Below are 22,568 nucleotides of genomic sequence, written 5' to 3' on the forward strand. Positions count from 1 at the left end.
ATTCGAAACCAGCTGAAAACCAGACCACCACACACGGGGGTGCATAATGATCCAGCCATAATTTCAACCAATTGAAAAACAATCGGTATCAACAAACTTGGCACACTATTGAGTTCTCAAACAACAGGTCACTATTCCAAAGCAGTACCACCAGCCTTCACTGGATCGCTCTGGAGCAACTTTTCTAACTTACCGGCTGGATCTCTCAGAGTCAAATCGGCCAGCATGACTTGATTTTTCCTTGCGGTATCTTGTCTGCGGGGCGATCTCCACTCGGGGACCAGCGCGGGTACTAACTATACCCCTACTTCCCCGAGATGGCAAAGCCCGGCAGCGACACGCTCCCTGGGCCAAGCAAAACCCCCGGAAACACGGGCGGAACGTCCTAGCAAGCAGACGGAAGAGGGCCCGGAAGCCAGAGCTTCGGGCCCTCCCCTGTCCTATGAAACTACTCAGCCGGTGTGAACCAGGAAGCCCCAAGCGGGGGAAGCGTGACAGTCAAAGCTGCCGGCTGGCCATCAGTTCCGGGCGTTGAAGCTTTCAAGGCCCCAGCGTTGACAACTCCCGAGCCACCGTACGTTTCAGCGTCGGTGTTCAGAACTTCTGTCCACTCCCCTGCTGCCGGCACACCCAGGATGTAGTCCTTATGCGGACCGCCGGAGAAGTTCACTGCGCAAACCAACGGCTTGCCATCCTGATCCCAACGGATGAAAGTCAGAACGTTGTGATCGGCATCTGCGCCATTGATCCACTGGAAGCCGCCGGCTTCGTTGTCCCGCTGGTAAAGCGCCGGCGTGGACGTGTAGAGCTCGTTGAGGTCCTTGACCAGAAGCTGCAGTCCGCGGTGCGCAGGGATGTCAGCAAGGAACCAATCCAGTCCGTATTGTTCGGACCACTCGGCTTCCTGGCCGAACTCCGTACCCATGAAGATCAGTTGCTTGCCTGGGTGCGCCCACTGATAGGCAAAGAACGCACGCAGGTTTGCCAGCTGCTGCCAGCGGTCGCCCGGCATCTTTCGAAGCATGGAGCCTTTACCGTGAACTACTTCGTCGTGGCTGATGGGCAGCAGGAAGTTCTCAGTGAAGGCATAGACCATGGAGAAAGTGATGGTGCCGTGGTGCCACTTGCGATTGATGGGGTCTTCGGAGATGTATTTGAGCGAGTCATGCATCCAGCCCATGTTCCACTTGAGCCCGAAGCCCAGCCCGCCGTGGTTGGTGGGCGCCGTGACACCCGGGAAGGCCGTGGATTCCTCGGCGATGATGATTGCCCCGGGGTGGGACTTGTAGACGGTGGCGTTGACTTCCTGCATAAAGGAAATGGCTTCAAGGTTCTCGCGGCCGCCGAACTTGTTGGGCCTCCACTGCCCTTCTTCACGGGAGTAGTCCAGGTAGATCATCGAGGCCACGGCATCCACGCGCAGGCCATCAATGTGGAATTCCTCCAGCCAATACAGCGCGTTGGCCACCAGGAAGTTCCTGACCTCGCTGCGTCCGAAGTCAAAGATCAGGGTTCCCCAGTCGGGGTGTTCGCCCAGGGCGGGGTCTGAGTGCTCGTACAGGGGCTGGCCGTCGAACTGGGCCAGCGCCCAAGAGTCCTTGGGAAAGTGTGCGGGTACCCAGTCCAGGAGGACGCCGATGCCGGCTTGGTGGAGCGAATCCACCAGGAACCGGAACTCGTCCGGGTGGCCGAATCGTGAGGTGGGCGCGAAATAGGACGTCACCTGGTAACCCCACGAACCACCGAACGGGTGCTCCGCGACTGGCATGAACTCAACGTGGGAGAACCCAAGCCACTTCACATAGTCCACGAGTTCCTTGGCGAGTTCCTTGTAGCCAAGGCCAAGCCGCCAGGAGCCCAAGTGGACTTCGTAAACGCTCATCGGCGAGTTGTGCGGGTCCCTCTGGGCGCGGGCACTCATCCATTCCGCGTCCTTGAACCGGTAGCTGGCGTCAACCACACGTGAAGCAGTCAGCGGCGGAACCTCGGTGCCGAAAGCCAAGGGGTCGGCTTTCTCTACCCAGTGACCGGCTTTGGTGAGGATCTCGTATTTGTAGCACGCCCCTGCTACAACGCCCGGAATGAAGAGTTCCCATACACCCGAGGAACCCAGGGAACGCATCCCATGGGAGCGGCCGTCCCACCCGTTGAAGTCGCCCTTCACGCGGACGGCTTGGGCGTTCGGGGCCCAGACAGCGAATGAGACTCCGTCCACCTCGCTCAACGCGGAGCGGTAGTGCTGGACGTGTGCGCCGAGGACATCCCAGAGGCGCTCGTGGCGCCCCTCACCGATCAGGTGCAGGTCCACCTCGCCCACGGTAGGCAAGTAGTGGTAGGGGTCATCGATGGTGACGGGGTCGGCGTCGTACACCACCTCCAAACGGTAGTCCGGAACATGGCCGGCCTGCAGCGGTTCCAGGACCGCAGCCCAGATGCCGTGGGCCTCATGGGTCATTTCCGTGCGGCCGGCTTCCGTCACAACCACCACGGACTTTGCCAGATGTTTCACTGTACGGACAGTGACGTGGCCATGATCGTCCAAGTGCGCGCCAAGTACTGAATGCGGCGCGTGGTAAGCGCCGGCGGCCACACGTTCCAAGGTCTCGGTGTCCACGTGCAGGGGAACTCGGGGCCGTTCGGTGCGTGCTGAGCCAGTCATGTCATTACCTTCCGCTGTAGCTGCCGCATGCTTGCCGCGGCTTGTGTTGTCGAGGATTCGTCGTGATGCGTTCACCGGGATCGACAGCCAGTCGGGCCGGTTCCGCAACTCGTAAACAACCTCGTATAAGGCCTTGTCCAGCCACAATGCCACAAAGAGCGGCGAGCGGCGGTCTATGGTTCCCGGGGTGACTTCGCTGTAACCCTCCAGGAATGCGGCAGCGCAGTCATCTACCCAGGTCTCAGGCACCACGGCCTTTGTGTTTTCGCGCGTGGCCGCACCGGCTGCGTAGTCGAATGAACGCAGCATGCCCGTGACGTCCCGCAGGGGCAGGTCAGGAGTATTGCGTTCATCGATGGTCCGGAGCGGTTCACCTTCAAAGTCGAGGATGGCCCATCGTCCCGGCTGCCCCTCAGCGCCGGGAACCAACAGGATTTGCCCCAGATGGAGGTCGCCGTGGACGCGCTGCAGTTGAACGACGTCGCCGGGATCCAGGGCCGACAGCAGCTCATCGAGGTTGTCGTCATAAGGCCCGACGGCGGATGAAGCTTCCGCCCACGAGCCCCGGACGCGCCGGGCTACTGTGGCGATGATGTCCGGGCCCTGCTCTTGCCCGTCCTGGGTACCAAAGGTTTCTGCGAGCCTGGCATGAACCGTGGCGGTTGCAGCGCCGAGCCCGCGGGCTTCTGCCGTGAAGTCCTTGCCGGCGGCTGCTGCTTCTACGGCCATGCGCCAGGCATCCAGACCTCCGACGAGGAATTCGTGGGCTACAGTCAGCTCGCCCGTGGCCGCTATGGAACCATTCGACGGCGGCCCCTCCCACGAGCCGGTAATCCAGCCGAGCGTCGCAGGAACCTCGCTGGTTCCGGCTGCTGTCAGGGCGGCACCTAGTTCAACTTCGGGATTCTTGCCGGCGGCGAGCACCCGGAAGATCTTGACGATCGCTGCCGAATCGCCGTCGTCAATAATGACGGATGTGTTGGACTGTTCGCCGGACAGGACCTTGACGGAGGTGGGTTTGTTCGGAAGTGCCACACGGCCACGCGTGAGGTGCCCCTGGGCACTGCCCACCTTCCCTTCACTGCGCATAAGTTCCAGCCAGGCAGTGACAAAATCCGCATCGTAGACGGCGTCATACACGAGCCTCAGCCCCAAGTCAGGATCCGTAAACTCGCCCAGCAAAGCTGTAGGAGCATCCGCCAAAGGCTTGCTTCGGAAGCTCAACGGAACCTGGACGACGTCGGTCCGCGAACCGCCGTCGGCAGTCCTGTGTGTCACGGCCAGCAGCACAACTTCAAGCGCGGTCTCTCCGCCGGTATCCGGCAGTCTGAAGCCGCCCACCTGCTCCAGGGCGAAGTCGGGGCTCTTGACCGGGAACCAGCGCTTGCCTGGCAACCAGTTCCGGAGAAGTCCTTCAACGGAGGGGTTCAAGTTTTCCTTGCTCATCTCATCCTTTGGAGGTCACCACGGGAATCGCCTGGGTAAAAGGCGACGAGGGATTCGAAAATGCCGAGCGGACCCGCAACCAATAGAAGCTGTGGCTCCCCAGCATCACGGTCAACAGACCGTTGTCGCCGACGGCCGGGAAAGGCTGGCCGCCGAAAATATCGCGCAGGCCGCGGCCCGCAAACTCAGGCACGTCCAACGTTGCCGCCACGGGGTGCTGGGAGAGGTTGAAAACGCACAGAATGGTCTCCCCGTCCTCTCCTTCAGGGTTGCCAGGCGGCAATTCCCTGACGTAGGCCAGCACCACCTCATGGTCCGCCTCGATATGCCGGAAGCCGCCCAAGCCAAAGACCGGGTGATTCTTCCGGACGCTGAGGATCTGGCGGGTCCAGCGCAGCAGCGAACCGGAGTGCGCGGCCTCGGCCTCAACGTTGGCCATGCTGTAGTTGTAAACCAGCGACTGTATGACCGGAAGGTAAAGCTTGCCCGGGTCAGCCCCTGAGAAGCCGGCGTTGCGATCGGGGTTCCATTGCATCGGGGTACGGACGGCATCGCGGTCGTCGAGCCAGATGTTGTCTCCCATGCCGATCTCATCCCCGTAGTACAGGAAGGGGCTCCCCGGCAGGGAAAGCAGCAACGCGTTGATGAGCTCGATCTCGGCGCGGGAGTTATCCAGGAGCGGCGCCAAACGCCGGCGGATACCGATGTTGGCCCGCATTCGGGGATCCGGGGCATACCAGCCAAGCATGGCGGCGCGCTCTTCCGCGGGCACCATTTCCAATGTCAGTTCGTCGTGGTTCCTCAGGAAAGTCCCCCACTGTGCACCCTGCGGAATTTCCGGGGTGTTTCGCAGGGTCTCGATGATGGGAGCGGCCTTCTGGTCCCGCAAGGCGTAGTACAGCCGCGGCATGATGGGGAAATGGAAAGCCATGTGACATTCCGGGGCTTCCTCGGTGCCGAAGTATTCCACCACTTCATGCGGAGGTTGGTTTGCCTCAGCAATGATCACCCTGCCGGGGTAGTTCGAGTCCACCATCCTGCGAAGATCCTGAAGGAAGGTATGTGTTGCGGGCAGGTTCTCGCAGTTGGTGCCGTCTTCTTCGAACAGGTAGGGAATGGCGTCCGCGCGGAAGCCATCAATCCCTTGGTCCAGCCAGAACCGGATGACGTCATACAGCGCCTCAATGACCTTGGGGTTCTCAAAGTTGAGGTCCGGTTGGTGGCTGAAGAAGCGGTGCCAGAAGAACTGGCGACGGATGGGATCGAACGTCCAGTTGGATTCTTCGGTGTCAACGAAGATGATGCGTGCGTCCTGGTACTTCTCGTCCGTATCGCTCCACACATAGAAGTCGCCGTAGGGGCCCGTGGGGTCCTTTCGCGACTCCTGGAACCACGGGTGCTGGTCCGAGGTGTGGTTCAAAGGCAGATCGATGATCACCCGGACGCCACGGGCGTGGGCCTCGGCAACCAGTCGCTTGAAGTCGCTGATGGTGCCGAACTCGTCCAGCACGGACGTGTAGTCTGCGATGTCGTAACCACCATCGCGCAACGGGGAATGGAAGAACGGCGGCAACCACAAGCAGTCGACACCCAGCCACTGGAGGTAGTCCAGTTTCTCGATCAGGCCGTGGAAATCGCCGGAACCATCCCCGTTGGCATCCGCAAAGGCCCGCACCAGTACCTCATAGAAGACTGCCTTGCGGTACCAGTGCGGATCATGCTGGAGACCTGGGGCGTTCAACTCGAAGGTGTTCTTCGGAGTGAAGTACTGGCTCGGGTTCTGCGGAGAAAAACTCACTAAGGCTGCCTCCGGATGCTCAGTATGTGTGCCGGTTCAACGTGGGCGTCCAGCCGGACGTAGTTGTGCTCGCCCCACTCCCAGCTCTGGCCGCTGATCAAATCGTCCACCCGGAAGCGGCCGTCCTCGTTGAAGTCCGAGGGGTCCAGCTGCAGGGCCGCCAAGTTCAGGGACACCGTGCTTTCCCGGGTGCTGTGGGGATCCACGTTGACCACAATGATCAAGGTGTCCTTGGTGCCGTCCGGGAGCGTCTTGTGCTTGGAGTACACAATCGTTGCGTCGTCGGTGCTGCTGTGCAGCGTCAGGTTCTGCAGATCACCCAAGGCCAGGTGGTCCTTGCGGATGGTGTTGAGCCTGGTGATGTAGGGCGCCAGGGTGCGCCCTGATTCAGCAGCGCCTTCCCAGTCCCTCGCCTTGTACTCGTACTTTTCGTTGTCGATGTACTCCTCGGCGCCCGGGCGGGCCACGTGCTCGTACAACTCATAACCGGCATAGACGCCCCACAGCGGGCTCGCGGTAGCGGCCAACACAGCCCGGATGCGGAACGCGGCCGGGCCACCGTACTGCAGGTACTCGGTGAGGATGTCCGGGGTATTCACGAAGAAGTTCGGACGGAAGAACGCGGCGGTCTCGTGGCTGACCTCCTGGAAGTACTGCTCCAGCTCGGTCTTGGTGTTCCGCCAGGTGAAGTAGGTGTAGGACTGCTGGAATCCTGCGCGGCCCAAAGCATGCATCATCGGCGGGCGTGTGAAGGCCTCCGCCAGGAAAACAACCTCGGGGTTCTTCTTGTTGATCTTGCCGATCAGCCATTCCCAGAACCACACAGGCTTGGTGTGGGGATTGTCCACGCGGAATACCTTGACGCCGTGGCTGATCCACAGCTGGACGATCCGCAGGATTTCCTTGGAGAGACCGGCCGGGTCGTTGTCGAAGTTCAGGGGATAAATATCTTGGTACTTCTTCGGCGGGTTCTCTGCATAGGCAATGGAACCGTCAACGCGCGTGGTGAACCATTCAGGGTTGGACGTCACCCAAGGGTGGTCCGGAGCTGCCTGCAACGCCAGGTCCAGGGCAACTTCGAGTCCCAGCTCGTTGGCGCGCGCCACAAACGCATCAAAGTCCTCAAACGTCCCCAGTTCCGGATGGATGGCATCATGTCCGCCGTCCTTGGAACCAATGGCCCACGGCGAACCCGGATCTTGCGGCCCCGGCGTCAGAGTGTTGTTGCGCCCCTTGCGGTGCTGGTAACCAATCGGGTGGATGGGCGGCAGGTAAATGATGTCGAAGCCCATGTCCGCCACGGCATCGAGCCTCTTGGCTGCCGTGCGGAAGTTGCCGGACGTCCACACACCGGTGGAGTGATCCAGGACGGCACCCTCTGAGCGGGGGAAGAACTCGTACCAGGAACCGCGGCCTGCGAGGTCGCGTTCCACCTGCAGCGGGAATCGTTCCGAGACGGTCACCAGTTCACGGATCGGAACGCGTCCGACGGCGGCCAGCACCTGGGGGCTGAAGCCGGCGCCAAGGCGCTCCTCGGCAGTTTTGGTGGTGTCGGCCAGCACGACGGAAGCGGCACGCAAGGTGCGCTTCTCCACGGCGCTGCGTCCGGCGTCGTCGTCTGCGGCTTCCGCGAGGAGGGCAGAGCCTTCGGCGAGCATCAACTCGACGTCAATGCCGGCCCCTACCTTGACTTCGGCGTTGTGGTGCCAGGTGCCGTACCGGTCATGCCAGGCCTCAATGACGAAGGACCAGGCACCGGTGCCGGTGGGCGTGATCAGGCCCTCCCAGCGGTCCAGGCCCTTCCATTGCTCGCCCTGGGCGGGGGTCAAGCGGACTCGCTGACGCTCCTTGCCCCTGGGATCGAGCAGCACAGCCGAGACGCCGAGCTGGTCGTGGCCCTCACGGAAGACCGTGGCGCCGACAACCAGGTCCTCGCCTGGCAAGGCCTTCGCCGGGAAACGGCCACCCTCAACCACCGGCTGCACGGCCGTGATGGGGAACCGGCCGAAGCGAAGTCCCTCGGTGATGTCCGTAGTCGTCTTGGATTTCAGAGCGGTGATGGTTCGCACGGTTTTCGTCACAAGCACGACGTTAGCGACAAAGCTCACAGAATGCTAAGCACACGACCTATCTCCTTGACGCAAGATGACTTTTACCTAAAAGAAACCCAATCCAGTTCCGGCTGCCAAGTGAGTCCGTTAGTGTGGCGCTCGTGAAGGCTATTCGAAGGTTTACAGTCCGTACCGTCCTCCCCGAGCCCATCAGGCCCCTGGCCCGTCTGGCAACTAACTTGCGCTGGTCCTGGCACCGGCCCACACGGGAACTTTTTGCGAGCCTTAACCCGGTTCTCTGGGAGGAATCGCAGCACGACCCCATAGCCCTGCTGGGGTCGATCAGCCGCGAACAGTTGCAGGACCTCGCGAATGACGGCGAGCTGGTGAACCGTGTGCAGGACGCCGCAGCCGACCTGGACCGCTACCTCAGCGAACCGCGCTGGTACCAAGGCCTCGGCGAAGACGCCCCGGCCTGCATCGCGTACTTCTCCCCCGAATTCGGCATCACCGAAGTACTCCCGCAGTACTCAGGAGGCCTCGGCATCCTCGCCGGCGACCACCTCAAGGCCGCCTCCGACCTCGGCGTGCCGCTGATCGGCGTCGGGCTTCTGTACCAGGCGGGATACTTCAAGCAGTCGCTCTCCCGCGACGCGTGGCAACAGGAAACCTACCCTGTACTGGACCCTGACGGCCTGCCGCTGACGCTGCTGCGCCACCCGGCCAAGGACGGCGCCCAAGGCAAGCCAGTCCACATTTCCCTCCCACTGCCCAACGGCCGCGAGCTTCACGCACACGTGTGGCGTGCCGACGTCGGACGCGTTCCGCTGCTGCTGCTGGACTCCAACGTCCCCTCCAACGACGAAGCCGCGCGCGGCATCACCGACCGCCTGTACGGCGGCGGCGGCGACCACCGTCTCCAGCAGGAACTCCTCCTGGGCATGGGCGGCGTCAAGGCGCTGCGCATCTACCAGGAGCTCACCGGCACGCCCGCTCCGGAAGTGTTCCACACCAACGAAGGCCACGCAGGGTTCCTGGGGATCGAACGCATCCAGGAAGCCATGTCCGACGCCAACTCGCCCCTCAGCTGGGACGAGGCCCTCGCCGCCGGCCGCGCGTCCACTGTTTTCACGACGCACACTCCCGTACCCGCCGGCATCGACCGCTTCGAGACCGTGCAGATCAAGCACTTCTTTGAAGCCGGCCTGGCGCCTGCCGTGCCTACCGAGCGGATCCTTGAACTCGGCCGCGAGAACTTCGACGGCGGCAACCCGTCCGTGTTCAACATGGCAGTCATGGGCCTGCGCCTGGCGCAGCGTGCCAACGGTGTGGCCAAGCTGCACGGTGTGGTCTCCCGCGAAATGTTCGCCGGTCTCTGGCCGGGGTTCGACCACTCCGAAATCCCCATCACCTCCGTCACCAACGGCGTCCACGTCCCCACGTGGGTGGACCCCCGCATATCCTCCCTGGCACGAAACCAGTTCGGCGCGGAAGCCGAAGCCCTTGGGCGCTGGGACCTGGCGTACAACGTCAGCGACGAAGACGTCTGGGCCCTCCGCCGGGAGCTCCGGGCACAACTCATCGAAGACGTTCGACGCCGGCTCCGGGCCTCATGGAAGAAGCGCGGCGCTGCCGATGCCGAACTCGGCTGGACCGACTCCGTATTGGACCCCGACGTCCTCACTATCGGTTTCGCACGGCGTGTGCCCACGTACAAGCGGCTCACGCTCATGCTGCGCGACCCTGCCCGTTTGAAGGCCCTGCTGCTGGACCCCAAACACCCCATCCAGCTGGTCATCGCCGGCAAGTCCCACCCCGCAGACGACGCCGGCAAGAAAATGATCCAGGACCTGGTCAAGTTCACGGACGACCCCCAAGTCCGGCACAGGATCGTGTTCCTGCCCAACTACGACATCGCCATGGCGAGGACACTGTTCCCCGGCTGCGACGTCTGGCTCAACAACCCCCTCCGGCCGCTGGAAGCCTGCGGCACCTCCGGCATGAAAGCCGCCATCAACGGCTCGCTCAACCTCTCCGTCCTAGATGGCTGGTGGGACGAAATGTACGACGGCGAGAACGGCTGGGCGATCCCCACGGCCAACAACAATGCATCCTCCGAGGAACGCGACGACATTGAGGCCTCCGCACTTTACGAGCTGCTGGAGACCCAGGTGGCACCGCGCTTCTACGGCACCACCGTTGCCCAAGGCGCCGGAGCAGCAGGACCGTCCGAATCCAGCCGTGAAACCGTGCCCACGCACTGGGTGTCCATGATCAAGCACACCCTGGCTAACCTTGGCCCCGCAGTCTCGGCCGAACGCATGCTCCACGACTACGTCAACAACCTCTACTGCCCGGCCGCTGTGTCCGGGCGGCGCGCTGTTGCCGAGTCCTTCAAGGAAGCCAAGGAACTCGCGGCCTGGACCACCAAGGTCCGGAACGCCTGGCCCGAGGTAGCGGTGGAACACGTTGACTCTGTGGGAGTCTCCGAGGAACCCCAGGTAGGCGACTCACTCCAGGTCAACGCCTACGTGGCCCTCAACAACCTCACCCCGGACGATGTCTCCGTGGAAGTGGCTTTCGGCCGCGCGGAAGACACCGACGAGCTCGAAGACATCGTGGTGGCCGAACTGGACTCCTTGGAAGACCTCGGCGGCGGACGCCACCTGTTCAGCGGCTCCCTGGTGATCAACCGCTCAGGGTCCTTCGGCTACACCGTCCGCGTGTTCCCGAAACACTCTGCGCTGGCTTCCAAGGCTGAGCTGGGGTTGATCGCGAACGCCTAGACCTTTGTCCTCCGGGACGTTCCTGGCCCGCTGTTCCGTTGTTGCCCAACAACGGATAAGCGGGCCAGCGACGTCGAGGGCTGGCTCAGGGCAGCATGACTCCTTTTCACCCTCATTCTCTAGCCGCGAATGGCAATAGCGGGATCTTTACGACTGGCGACCCATGCAGGATATATGGCGCTTAGAATGCCGGTGGCCGCCCCGAGGAAGAGTCCAACCAGCCAAAGCTCTGGGGGCAACACGGGCGGCCAGGTCTGGATCCAAGAGACACAAAGCGTGGTCAAGTTTCCGATGATGCCGCCGAGTGAACCTGCTGTAATTCCCACGATTAGGCCCTCCAAGATAAAGGAGCGGCAAATTAGCCATCGACTTGAACCGATCGCTCGTCGCAGCGCTATCTCCTCCGATCGGTTCTGAACGGTCAGGTACATCGCGGACGCCGCAGTGATGACAGCCAGGAGCATCAGGACAAGGGACAGCAACGCGATGAGTGACCCGAGATCATTTGAGACGCCCTGCCTGATCGCCTGAATATCGGCCGTGACGTCTACCCTTGTCTTCCCTGGGTCGCTCGGCGAGTATGCCAGCGGAGCTACTCGCGCGATCGCAGCGGAGAAGCCCTTTTCGGTTCGAACTTGAATTTTTAGTTCTGCTCTGGAGACAGCACTCATGACACTGGCATCCACGAATACGGAGTTAGTGTACTCAGGAAAATTTGAGCCGGGGTCGAATACGCCAACAACCGGTACAAGTCGGTCATTGATCCAAATGCTCGCCCCTGTCGACGGTCCGGTTTGCTTGCTGTACGGGACGTCGAGCGCAATTGCTGCCTTGGTCGAGACTACTGCGAGAGGACCCGCTCCTGGGTCGTCGAGGGCACTTCGGCTGTTGTGGGGAATTAGCTGCATGTCGAAGTCATTGAAGTAGGTCTTCGAGGAGGAATGAAGTGACAAAGGTGTTTCGGGTTCCAGGTCGGTGGGTCCAACTCGCGTAATACGTACGTCTGCCGGTACAGCTGAGTACACATAGGATGCGCCAACTACATGAGGAAGGCTGGCGATTCGATCTACCCCGGACCGAAGTCCATCGAAATCGTCTCGAAGCACAGCAGGTCCGCCTCCGACGGAGATGGACAGCCGATCCTGTGACGCGATTGCCAGCCGATTATTTATGGCATTCGAAGTGGTCGAACTGATGCCAAGGGCACCCGTCATCCCGCCAATAGCAATCGCGAACGCGGTGATAAGAAGCATTGTTCGGAGAGCACGAGCGGAGAGGGCGGTAAATGCATCGCCCCAATCATCCAGTAGGGAGCGCGCGATGCGGGATACGCAAGTCTGCTGGCTTGATGCATCGAGAGCCTCTGGGGCGGACGGGACCATAAGATTCCGTCTTATGTGAGAATTGTCCTGGACATCACGGCTGATTCGACCGTCCCGGATTTCAATCTGGCGATCTGTTTGATTCGCCACATCCAAATCGTGGGTGATGATGATCACCGTGACGCCTCCGGAGTTGAGCTTCCGAAGGTATTCGATGACCCGACTGCTGTTGTTGGAATCAAGATTGCCTGTCGGTTCGTCGGCAAGGATGATCTGCGGGTGCGTCGCAATCGCTCGTGCAATGGCAAGTCGTTGTCGCTCACCGCCTGAGAGAAGCTTCGCTTGGACCTTGCGCTTATGCACCAGCCCAACGAACTCCAGCGCGTCCAAGGCAGCCACGGCCCGTTCATCCATCGGCACACCTTGGACACGCAATCCGATTGCTGCGTTACTGATCACACTGTCGTCACCGATGACGTTCGAGGACTGGAAAACGAACCCAATCCGATGCAGCCGCACCATGTCAAGGCTTCGTTCCGATGCGGTCTCGACGGCTTGCCCACGAATAGCGAGACTCCCCGAGCTTGCTCTATCCAACAAGCCCATGATGTTCAAAAGTGTCGATTTCCCAGAGCCTGAAGGGCCCACAATGGAAACGAACTCACCGCATTCAATAGCCAGTGAGACGTCCAATAGAGCCGGAGCCTCGGCGCCGGGAAAGGTGCGGGAAACTCCCTGCAGGCTGATGGCCAATGCGTCATCCGAGTCCGTAGATTCCGCAGTACCAGCTAGTCGCTTCGATCGTAAAACCGTCACGATATTTGGACCTCGTCTCCTTGGGCGAGGTCGCCAGAGACTGCGGCGAAACCTCCCCCTGACCGAAGAACCGTTACAGGGACACGCGTTGCAGACACCTTCGAAGCTCTATCGTCCGGCGAGCTTCTCAGAACGTAGGTCCCTTCGGCATCCTGTCGAATGCCAGATAACGGTACAGCGAGGGCCTGCTCCGCAGTACCCTGACCAGCCACAGTGACGCTTAGGTTGGGAGTCAATAGGGCAAGATCTGCCTTGTTCGTAGGCTCCACCATCACGGCATGTCCCGCACGCTGGCCATTCCCCACATCCGTGAATGGACCTACTGAAGTTATCCGTCCCGTCACTAGCTTCTCAACGACCCTGACAGAGACTTCCTGCCCAGTCTTGAGGAATCCAGCCTGCTGGACCTCAGCGATGAACTCGACGAAGTTGTCTTCGGCCTGGAACCTGGCGAGAGGGCTTTCGGCCGTAACCTTCTGCCCTACCTCCAGAGAGGAGACGACGGTCGTACTGGCGACGGGGAGGACTATCAGTTGCCTGAACGGGATCGTCACCTCAGGGGTTTTCGAGTCGTCTAGTGCAGGGGATTCGGGTGTAGCACTAGGTTCGACCTGATGATTTTTCACGGCAGTTTTTCTTCCGCTGCTCAAGGTGAATCCCTCGCTAGCAAAGAACGAGGATGCAGCTTCCATGGTTGCGCTGTCCATGCGACCAGTTTCGTAAGAGAGATACCCCACCTGCATCAGCGCCCGTTGCAAAGCCGAGACGTCATCTCCCTCATCGCCTAGTGAGAGATCACGATACAACGGGAGCGGACCTGGCAGCACGAAATAGGGCTTGCCAGAGACTACACCAGCCAAGTCGCCCCATTTTAGGGCCTCCCCAGGCTGAAGTGTCTGGCGCACGACAATCGGTTCTTGTCCCTCCAGATCGATCTGGATTGGCACTGCCGGGCCGGATTTTATAACTCCGGAGAATGCAAGACGGTCATCGACGATGCGGTTCTCAACCTTTGCATAGACCGGGACGTCAGCCATCGAGTCCTCTGGCCGAATGATCTCTGAACGACCAAAGATTCCTCCAGCCAGCAAGCCCACTCCGGCGGACATGGCTGCGGTGACTGCCAACAGGACGACAAGCCACCGTCGCGAGATTCGAGATAAGCCGACGGCTGCCGCCCCCTGCCGAGGTTGTTTATGGATCACTGCGTCTCTTTCAAGAACTTCTGAGCGACGTCCACGTACTTCTGGCTCTTCTTCTTGAGTTCAGTAAGAACTGCCTCGTTCTGTCTGATGAGGGGCAGCTGGTAGCTTGCCTGAATATCACCAAGCGTTTGGGTTAGCCGGACTTTTTGATTGCATTCGGCCTCAACCGTAGCGATTCGGATGCCCTCGGCGGCATCCGATGTCGACGGGTTTTGCTGATCTGCCCTCATCTGCAGGTCAAAGGACTGCTGGCTCGACCACTTGGCTTTATCGGCGTCCCGCTCCGGCGTCAAGCCTGCCGCTGAGATGCACTTGTCCCAGTTGTCCTTGGCATCCTTCCAAGCATCAGTTTCTGATGCCATGCTGAGGCTTTTCAACGCGATCTCAGCCGCTGCCCCGCCATTCATCAGATCGTCGGGGGGAGTGATTTCTTCGATCCTGCTCTTTTCGCTGGCGAGACACTCATATCGGGCGTCCCCCCACTCGCCTGCCTCATCATGCTTCTGGTTCGATGGACCGTCTTCTCCAATAAGCCGGAAGCCGTACTGCCTCACACGGTCAACGTTCCACACCCCGAAGTTCCGATTTTCCGCCTTTGGATAAGCTGCATTCGGATCATCTATGAAGCCAAATTTCTTCATGCATGTAGTCATGACGACTTCTCTCGCAAGGAGAATTTGCGAGCGATCACTGGCCGAAATTCTATATACATCAACTGGGAAAATTACCAGGGAGTTCTCATAATCCAGCTTCACTTTCCCAGATGGATCCGGCGTGATTGATGCATCCGGAGTTCCGGAACAAGATGAGATAGCCAGGGTTACGCCTATGGCAAGAGCGGGAGCGATGTAGCTATTCCAGCGTGCCCGTCGTTCGGCAATTCTTATCGACACTTTTCGCGTCCAATCTTTTTTTGTGCCTCGATTGGGTACCCGGGCCTGTCCCGGAAAGCAACTTTGACCTGCCGAAGCTTTAGTCGGCAGGTCAAAGCACAACCGCGCTCAGGTAGTGTTAATCGAAGCGCATGCTATGTTTAGCCACGGTGAAAACTGCTGATGTTGTCATTCCACGTTCCCAGGAAGGGCACGTACCAACCCATGGCGCTGTAATCGTTAGCGCTTCCGAATCCAGCACCGCCGTAGTTGATGTTTTCCCACCAAGTTACGTAGTAGCCGAAGTTCTTTACCGAACTTGCCTTGTTGTCAAACGATCCCATCCAAGTCGAATTGTCGGCTCCGTACGTAGCGCCGCTGTAGTTATTGTTGTCATAGAAAATACTGGCATTCGCAGACTGACTCGCAGCAAAAAGTGCAGCAGTGGACAATGCAATGACAGCAGCGGCCCGTGTGAGTTTTTTCATATCTTGGTCCTCATTTAGGCTGGTGCGACTTGAGGCCAGCAATTAACTCCGCGTGTTCCCCAATACGCAAGTGGCAGGCAGATAGTGCGCCTCGCGAAAAACGTATCGCTCGACTCATTTAATTTCAAGTTCTTGAAATAATCCGAGAGGATATAGAAATATTCAATGTTTCGCGTCACGATTAAGTTGCAAGCACCACTTAAGCGGATTTCGGCGGTAGTCATAGCTCACGTGGGAAACCAACGCTGATTACATCTCAGCTGCCCGTAAGACCAGCCAATGAAGTTGCCTCTTCGGGCGCGTGCCCACACGGGTAGGACGCCGGTGCAGTTAGGGCCCGCTGGCCCGACTAATTCTCGAAGACCGCGATGACTGCCAGGTCCCGGCCTGCGTAGCGCTCTGCGTCTTGGAGGATTTCGCAGACGACGCCGAAGGACCGGTCCGTACGGTAGGCCGCGGGGACCTGCCAGATCATGGTGACGGGGCTGCCATCATCCTCCGAGAGGGCATCAGCGTAGTCGTGCAGGGAATCGTTCAGGGCGTCGAGGTTCACGCCGTAGTACTCAGGGAAATCGAGGACCTGACCGAAGACCTCGAGGACTGCCTGCTTTGTGGTTGCCGGCGGGACCAGAAGTGTGCGGCGGCCGGCGTCGGAGATCTGCTCTTGCAGTTCTTCGAGAGTCCAGGTGTCCGCGGAGTAGATTTTCATGGGCTCCTCTATTTGCCTTCGACGATAAACATGAACGACTCGTAATGGTCAGGGGTGTAGTACTTGGCGGAGTCCTTGCCCACGATGATCCGGCGGGCACCCCGGTCCGACTCCCCCGGTGTGGGCACGGTGTATTCCTTGTAAAAACCGCCGGACTTCTTAGGCAGCAAACCCTCGAAGTTGCCGAAGTTCACGCCGTCCCGGTCATAGGGATAGGGGCCGCCCTTCGCAATCAGGGCAAGGGTTTGACGCGCTTCCTTGGGCAACTGCGAAGCATTGATGGAGGGCAGCGTGGAAGGGTTGTCAACAGCCGGGCTAGCAGCTGCCGGATTGGTAACGGCAGCAGCTGGTGACGCTGCCGTGGAGCCAGGTGCCGGCGTCGTGCTTTGCGTCGTCAGTGAGCCGCCGCCCACCATCGCGACCACCAGCACGACGACGGCAATCACCAGCCCTGCGAAGGCCACCAGTTTGCTGCGGTTGCGGTTCATCCGGTGGGGCTCCCCTCGATGGTTGGTTGGCTACGTGCGGTAGATGTTGATGGTGTTGGCTTGCAGGATATCCCGCTCGCCCGAGGCCACCAACGCGCCTTTTCTACGGTCATGCAACACCGAAGTTGTGAAGCGAAGTTCAAACATTCGCTTGCCGATGCCCGACTCGCTCAGGATCTCCGGCAAGACCATCTTGACGTCCTGGTTGCTGCCGTTCACCGAGATCAAGCCACGGATCTCACTATCCTCGTGGCCCATCAGCAGCTGGACCGAGCGGACGTTGGGATCATTCCAGCGCGCCGGAGTCATCTTCTTACCCTTATCGTCAAACCACTGAAGGCTCGAGTCGTTGGCCTGTCCTGGGAAGCTTTCAGGTTGGTGACGCAGGAACCAGCGTCGGAGCCGGACCAGTTCACGGGTAGTCCTAAACATGGCATTGGCTTCCTGGGTCCGGCTCCAATCCAGCCATGCCGTGGGGTTGTCCTGGCAGTAGGCGTTGTTGTTGCCCTGCTGTGTACGGCCGATCTCGTCACCGGCTGTGATCATCGGAACGCCAAAGGACAGCAGCAGCGTCGCCATAAGGTTGCGGATGGACAGTGACCGGGCAGCCACGATGGCCTCGTTCTCGCTGCGGCCTTCGAAACCATGGTTGTAGCTTCGGTTGTCGCCGTGTCCGTCGCGGTTCTGCTCGCCGTTGGCCTCGTTGTGCTTGCGGTCGTAGCTGACCAGGTCCTTCAGCGTGAAGCCGTCATGGGCGGTGATGAAGTTGACGCTGGCCAGGCGGGTGCGGCCGGATGATGCGAAGAGATTGGCAGAGCCCGCCATGAGCTCAGCCAAGGACGCCACCGAGCCACCTTGGCCACCGGCCTCCATGGCAGCCCGGTCTGACAGCCAGAAGCTTCGGACGCCATCGCGGAAGTGGTCATTCCAGTCAGACCATCCCTGCGGGAAACGGCCGGTCTGCCAGCCGCCGTAGCCAACATCCCAAGGCTCGGCGATCAGCTTGACCTCAGAGAGCACCGGGTCCTCGGCAATTGCTTGCAAGAACGGGTGCTGGGGATCGAAAGTGTTGCTGGCATCCCGGCACAGTGTCACTGCGAGGTCGAAACGGAAACCGTCCACATGGAAGTCATTTACCCAGTACCGCAAGGAATCCAGTGCCAGATCCACCACCACGGGATCACTGAAATCCAGGGTGTTGCCGCATCCGGTGGTGTCCAGGTAGCGTCCATGGGCATCGTGCCGGTAATAACGCTTCTCCGCCAGTCCGCGGAAACTCAGCGGCGGTCCGTCAGGCCCGGCCTCGGCGGTGTGGTTGTACACCACGTCCAGGATGACCTCGATCCCCGCCGCATGGAGCAGTTTGATCATGCCCTTGAGCTCATCCTGCACCGCGTGGGGGCCGGCAGTCCGCGCCGCTTCCGTTGCGTAGTCCGAGTGCGGAGCGAAGAAGGCTGCGGTGTTGTAGCCCCAGTAGTTGGTCATGCCCAGGTCCTGGAGGTGCGACTCATCCAAGTGGAAATGAATGGGAAGCAGCTGGACAGCAGTGATGCCGAGTTCAGTCAGGTGCTGGATCATCACCGGGTGCGCCATGCCCGCGTACGTTCCGCGAAGATGCTCCGGGATGTCGGGGTGGAGCATCGTTTGGCCACGGACGTGTGCCTCATAAATCACCGAGGTGCGCATAGGCGTTCGCGGCGCCTGGTCATCGCCCCAGTCAAAACCTGTCTCCACGTGAACGCTTGTCAGGAACTCGCCCCGCTGGTCCACGGCGCGGCCGTAGGGATCGAGCAGCAGCGGCTGGTCGCCGTCGTCGTCCAGGTCCAAAGCCGGGATGGACAGAGGGAGGCCGCCCTCGCTGGGGGCAGCGCGGAAGCCGTAGCGGGTGCCCGGCGGCATGCCGTCCACAAGGCCGAAGTGCACGCCGTCCTGCACATTGGACAGAATATGCGCGCGCCAAGGTTCGCCTGGTGCTTGGAACACCACTTCCACCCGTTCCAGGTCGGGAGCGAAAACGGCCACGTTCACCGAATGGTTCTGTGTGGTTTCGGCGTCGAAAACCCCGGGCTGGGGCTTGCTCAGTCCGAGGGGCCTGGGCTGCGACGCGTCCAGGGCAGCTTCTGTGTCAAAAATAGGCATAACCATTGCTTGCAAGTTTAGTTCCACGCCAAGTATGTACCGCGCGGGCCTGCCATGTGACGACGTTCAGGGTCGCGATTTCATTACTTGCCCGAAACTGGCGGGATTTCATCCGCCGCTCACGTGCTGGAATGCTGCCTTCGCACTCTCCGCGATTGAGCTGGTTCGCATCGATTGTGTCGCGTTCTACTGCCCCGGATCAGTCCGCTTGGCATACTGGGACGGAGACAACTGGAGGTTTTATCGTGCGCGTGGCACTTGCCCAACTCATCACCGGCCGGGATCTGGCCGAGAACCTGCGGCTCCTTGAGGAGTACGCCCGCCGGGCCAAGGAGGGCGGCGCCGAGCTAGTGGTCTTCCCGGAAGCAATGATGCGCGCGTTCGGAAACTCCCTGCTGGACATCGCCGAACCACTGGATGGGCCATGGGCGAGCCGGGTGCGATCCCTCGCTGACGAACTTCAGTTGGTGATCGTAGCGGGCATGTTCACTCCGGGCACTCCCTCCGATTCTGGATTCCCGCGTGTCCGGAACACGCTTCTGGCCACCGGACCCGGTGTGGAAACGAGCTACGACAAAATACATCTTTTCGACGCGTTCGGCTTCGCGGAATCGGACACCGTTGAGGCGGGTACAGATCCCGTGACGTTCGACGCCGGTGGCCTCACCTTTGGCTTGGCTACCTGTTACGACATCCGTTTCCCTGCCCTATTCACGGCCAACGCACAGCGAGGAGCCATGGTGAATATCGTTTCTGCCTCGTGGGGATCCGGCCCGGGCAAAGCCGAGCAGTGGCAACTCCTCGCCCGCGCCCGCGCAGTGGACACCACCACGTTCGTGCTCGCCTGCGGCCAAGGCGATCCGGCCACCCAAGGCGTAGAAGTCAAAGGCACCGCGCCCACCGGAGTGGGGTACTCCGCCGTCGTATCCCCGTTCGGCCAGGTGTTGGAAGCCCTGGAAGGCGAACCGGGTGTCATTTTCTACGATCTCGACCCTGCCATTGTGGAAGAAGCCCGTACCAAACTCCCAGTGCTGGCCAACCGCCGCGACTTCTGACGGACGCCACTCAAATTCGCCGGCGCCACGCAAACGGATGGGCGCTACCCGGATATAGGTGGCATCATCCGGTATACGTAGCCCAAAAGAAAACCGGCAGCGAAAGGCGGCGTGGCCGTCATCCGGAAGCGTGCGTCAAAGCGACGAAGGAGCAGCACGCGGAGGATGACGGCCACGCCGCCTCACCAAGGATTACTTAGCGGCGCGCTGCCTCGACACTTCGTACAGCGAGATTCCGACGGCCATGGATGCATTGAGCGACTCCATGGCAGAGTCGATCGGGATCGAGACGATCTGGTCGCAGTTCTCGCGGACCAGCCTGCTGAGGCCCTTGCCTTCGGAACCGACCACAATACACACGGGTTCCGTTGCAACGGTGAGGTCGGGCAGCGAGACGTCGCCGTCGCCGTCCAAGCCAAGGACGTAGATGCCCATGTTCTTGAACTGCTTGAGCGCGTTGTTGAGGTTCGCAGCACGGGCAACCGGGACGCGCACGGCGGCGCCGGCACTGGTCTTCCAAGCGGACGCAGTGACACCGACGGAACGACGCTCGGGCACGATGACGCCGTGGCCGCTGAAGGCGGATACGGAGCGGATGATCGCGCCGAGGTTGCGGGGGTCGGTGATGCCGTCCAGCGCGACGAAGATGGGGGCGTTGGAGATGTGCCCCTTCTTCCACTTGGCGAGGGTTTCCTCGGCGAGGTCGTAAGCATCCTCGTATTCGTACGGCGGGATCTGCAGAACGAGGCCCTGGTGGACGGCGTCCTCTGTCATGCGGTCCAGCTCAGCCTTGCCGGTTTCGAGCAGCGGGATGCCGCGCTCAGCCGCGAGTTTGAGGGATTCCTTGACGCGGTCGTCCATCTCAATGCGGATGGCGACGTGCAGGGCCTTGGCCGGGATGCCGGCGCGGAGCGCTTCGACCACCGAGTTACGGCCCGTCACCAGTTCTTCAGTGGCACGGCCCTTGGGGCCCGAGCGCGCGCCGGCGCCACCGGGACGGGTGCCCGTTCCGCGCTTGGCAGCGGAGCGCTCAGCCAGCTGCTTGTTCTTGTATGCCTTGTGGTAAGTGCGTTCCTCCGCCTTGGGCGTGGGACCCTTACCCTCCAGGGCCTTGCGGCCGTGGCCACCGGTTCCGGTGGTGGGGCCCTTCTTCTGCTTGACCGACCGGCGACCATTATTGGCCATGAGATTCCATCCTTGATTTTGTGAGTAAGTCTGGAATCAAGTCTACTGACCCGATGCAATTCGGCCGCCGCGCCGGTTTGTCAGTCGCGTTTGAGGCTCCAGCTGGCGCCATCCGCACCATCTTCGACGACGACGCCGGCCGCGGCGAGTGTGTCACGGATAGCATCGGATGCTGCCCAGTCCTTGTTGGCCCTGGCAGCGGCACGGGCTTCGAGTTGAGCTTCGATCAGCACTTCCAGGGCGGCATGCTCGCGCCCTTGTACAGCTTCCGGACGTTTCACCGAATCCAGGCCAAGGACTTCGGTCATGGAGAGCACGCTGTACAGAGCGGTTTTCGCACTCTCCAAGTCGCCGGAGGCCAGTGCCGTATTTCCCGCCCGCACGGTTTCGTGCAGCACGCCGAGGGCCTGGGGCACGTTAAGGTCGTCATCCATGGCCGCGATGAAAGCAGCGGGCATGTTGGCCTGCGGGGAAACGTCCGAGGCGTCCGTACCCACCTTGGCGGATGCCTTGTGGATGAAACCGTCAATGCGCTCGACGGCTGCTGTGGCCTCCTGCAGCGACGTGGGCCGGTAATCCAGGATGGAGCGGTAGTGTGCCTGACCGAGGTAATACCGAACCACGCGCGGTGAGGCGAGCTCCAGCATCTCGGCCGGGCTCACGGTGTTACCGATGGACTTGGACATCTTTTCGCCCTCGTAAGTGACCATGCCGTTGTGCATCCAGAAGTTGGCGAACTCGTCACCGGCGGCCTGGGACTGGGCCATTTCGTTCTCGTGGTGCGGGAAGCGAAGGTCCAGACCTCCACCGTGAATGTCAAACCGCGGCCCAAGATATTTGGTGACCATGGCTGAGCACTCGAGGTGCCAACCGGGACGGCCGGCACCCCAAGGGGACTCCCACTTTGCGGTGACGGGTTCGCCGTCTTTGAAACCCTTCCACAGCGCGAAGTCGCGAGGGTCGCGCTTGCCACGGGGGTCGGCGTCGGGCGCTCCCTGCATGTCATCAATATTCTGCCGCGTCAGCGAGCCGTACTTGCTCCAGGAACGGACGTCGAAGTAGACGTCGCCGGAATCGTCCAGCGCGGGGTAGGCATGGCCGCGGTCGATGAGGCGCTGGATGAGCGCGTGCATTTCCGGAATGTGGCCGGTGGCGCGGGGTTCGTAAGTGGGCCGTTGGACGCCGAGGGATTCGTAGGCGTTCTCGAACTCCTGCTCGTAGCGGTACGCAAGGGCCCACCACTCTTCGGCTTGGCGCGCCGACGGTTCAGCATCCCAGTCCGGACCAAACGACTGCGCGGACTTGGCCAGGATCTTGTCGTCGATGTCCGTGACGTTGCGCACCACCGTAACCCGGAGGCCGCGGAATTCGAGCCAGCGGGTCAGTTGGTCGAAGGCGATGGCCGACCTGACGTGGCCCACGTGCGGCATTCCTTGGACGGTGGCCCCGCAGTAGTACACGCTGGCCTTGCCGTCTTCGAGGGGAACGAAGTCGCGGACTTCGGCGGAGGCGGTGTCATAGAAGCGCAGGGTCACCGCTCCAGATTAGC

14 protein-coding genes are annotated in these 22,568 nt (G+C 60.9%); 2 read left to right on the forward strand and 12 right to left on the reverse strand.

Annotated elements, in window-relative coordinates; genetic code table 11:
• Positions 1–448: 448 nt before the first annotated feature.
• Genes RIF72_RS17590 through RIF72_RS17600 form a run of 3 tightly spaced genes read right to left on the reverse strand, consistent with a single transcriptional unit; the run spans position 449 to position 7,990 of the window.
• Positions 449–4,105: a 1,4-alpha-glucan branching enzyme gene (locus RIF72_RS17590; protein ID WP_309076122.1), complete on the reverse strand. Its 3,657-nt coding sequence runs from the start codon at positions 4,103–4,105 to the stop codon at positions 449–451.
• A 1-nt stretch (position 4,106) separates the two neighbouring features.
• Entirely contained in the window at positions 4,107–5,903 is a 1,797-nt protein-coding gene (gene treS / locus RIF72_RS17595; RefSeq protein WP_309076123.1) for a maltose alpha-D-glucosyltransferase, read from the reverse strand.
• Positions 5,903–7,990, reverse strand: a complete 2,088-nt coding sequence (locus RIF72_RS17600; RefSeq protein WP_309076144.1) for an alpha-1,4-glucan--maltose-1-phosphate maltosyltransferase — start codon at positions 7,988–7,990, stop codon at positions 5,903–5,905. The genes treS and RIF72_RS17600 overlap by 1 nt, the downstream gene beginning before the upstream one ends.
• 125 nt (positions 7,991–8,115) lie before the next feature.
• Here RIF72_RS17600 and glgP point away from each other — a divergent pair, with 125 nt between their 5' ends.
• On the forward strand, positions 8,116–10,740 hold the full coding sequence (glgP, locus tag RIF72_RS17605) for an alpha-glucan family phosphorylase (RefSeq protein WP_309076124.1): 2,625 nt from the start codon (positions 8,116–8,118) through the stop codon (positions 10,738–10,740).
• Positions 10,741–10,859: 119 nt separating this feature from the next.
• Here the strand turns inward: glgP and RIF72_RS17610 are convergent, their stop codons facing one another.
• The 7 genes from RIF72_RS17610 to glgX all read right to left on the reverse strand — a co-directional run bounded on the left by RIF72_RS17610 (position 10,860) and on the right by glgX (position 18,785).
• A complete protein-coding gene (locus RIF72_RS17610) occupies positions 10,860–12,815 on the reverse strand; it encodes an ATP-binding cassette domain-containing protein (RefSeq protein WP_309076125.1) in 1,956 nt (651 codons plus the stop codon).
• A 59-nt stretch (positions 12,816–12,874) separates the two neighbouring features.
• Positions 12,875–13,915 carry a hypothetical protein gene (locus tag RIF72_RS17615; RefSeq protein WP_309076126.1) on the reverse strand — a complete coding sequence of 347 codons (1,041 nt, stop codon included), beginning with the start codon at positions 13,913–13,915 and terminating at the stop codon, positions 12,875–12,877.
• Positions 13,916–14,079: 164 nt separating this feature from the next.
• Positions 14,080–14,976: a hypothetical protein gene (locus RIF72_RS17620; protein ID WP_309076127.1), complete on the reverse strand. Its 897-nt coding sequence runs from the start codon at positions 14,974–14,976 to the stop codon at positions 14,080–14,082.
• Between the two features lie 140 nt (positions 14,977–15,116).
• Positions 15,117–15,443, reverse strand: a complete 327-nt coding sequence (locus RIF72_RS17625) for a hypothetical protein (RefSeq protein WP_309076128.1) — start codon at positions 15,441–15,443, stop codon at positions 15,117–15,119.
• Between the two features lie 349 nt (positions 15,444–15,792).
• Positions 15,793–16,152, reverse strand: a complete 360-nt coding sequence (locus tag RIF72_RS17630) for a barstar family protein (RefSeq protein ID WP_309076129.1) — start codon at positions 16,150–16,152, stop codon at positions 15,793–15,795.
• Between the two features lie 8 nt (positions 16,153–16,160).
• Positions 16,161–16,640: a ribonuclease domain-containing protein gene (locus RIF72_RS17635; protein WP_309076130.1), complete on the reverse strand. Its 480-nt coding sequence runs from the start codon at positions 16,638–16,640 to the stop codon at positions 16,161–16,163.
• 30 nt (positions 16,641–16,670) lie between these two features.
• Positions 16,671–18,785 (reverse strand): glycogen debranching protein GlgX, encoded by a 2,115-nt coding sequence (gene glgX / locus RIF72_RS17640; RefSeq protein WP_309076131.1) that lies wholly within the window; start codon positions 18,783–18,785, stop codon positions 16,671–16,673.
• 239 nt (positions 18,786–19,024) lie between these two features.
• Between glgX and RIF72_RS17645 the strand changes: the two genes are divergently transcribed.
• Positions 19,025–19,834: a carbon-nitrogen hydrolase family protein gene (locus tag RIF72_RS17645; RefSeq protein ID WP_309076132.1), complete on the forward strand. Its 810-nt coding sequence runs from the start codon at positions 19,025–19,027 to the stop codon at positions 19,832–19,834.
• A 192-nt stretch (positions 19,835–20,026) separates the two neighbouring features.
• Here RIF72_RS17645 and rlmB read toward each other — a convergent pair whose 3' ends face one another.
• Together rlmB and cysS are read right to left on the reverse strand one after the other, a co-directional pair.
• Positions 20,027–21,019 (reverse strand): 23S rRNA (guanosine(2251)-2'-O)-methyltransferase RlmB, encoded by a 993-nt coding sequence (rlmB, locus tag RIF72_RS17650; protein WP_309076133.1) that lies wholly within the window; start codon positions 21,017–21,019, stop codon positions 20,027–20,029.
• An 80-nt stretch (positions 21,020–21,099) separates the two neighbouring features.
• Positions 21,100–22,554 (reverse strand): cysteine--tRNA ligase, encoded by a 1,455-nt coding sequence (gene cysS / locus RIF72_RS17655; RefSeq protein ID WP_309076134.1) that lies wholly within the window; start codon positions 22,552–22,554, stop codon positions 21,100–21,102.
• Between the last annotated feature and the right edge of the window lie 14 nt (positions 22,555–22,568).

Origin of the sequence: Paenarthrobacter sp., assembly GCF_031180005.1 — a bacterium.
GTDB lineage: Bacteria > Actinomycetota > Actinomycetes > Actinomycetales > Micrococcaceae > Arthrobacter.

Bases quoted from the DNA above. Each gene is read 5' to 3' on its own strand.
- RIF72_RS17590 (WP_309076122.1), bottom strand. From the start codon at position 4,105: ATGAGCAAGGAAAACTTGAACCCCTCCGTTGAAGGACTTCTCCGGAAC.
- RIF72_RS17615 (WP_309076126.1), bottom strand. From the start codon at position 13,915: ATGGCTGACGTCCCGGTCTATGCAAAGGTTGAGAACCGCATCGTCGAT.
- RIF72_RS17625 (WP_309076128.1), bottom strand. From the start codon at position 15,443: ATGAAAAAACTCACACGGGCCGCTGCTGTCATTGCATTGTCCACTGCT.
- RIF72_RS17630 (WP_309076129.1), bottom strand. From the start codon at position 16,152: ATGAAAATCTACTCCGCGGACACCTGGACTCTCGAAGAACTGCAAGAG.
- RIF72_RS17635 (WP_309076130.1), bottom strand. From the start codon at position 16,640: ATGAACCGCAACCGCAGCAAACTGGTGGCCTTCGCAGGGCTGGTGATT.
- glgX (WP_309076131.1), bottom strand. From the start codon at position 18,785: ATGGTTATGCCTATTTTTGACACAGAAGCTGCCCTGGACGCGTCGCAG.
- rlmB (WP_309076133.1), bottom strand. From the start codon at position 21,019: ATGGCCAATAATGGTCGCCGGTCGGTCAAGCAGAAGAAGGGCCCCACC.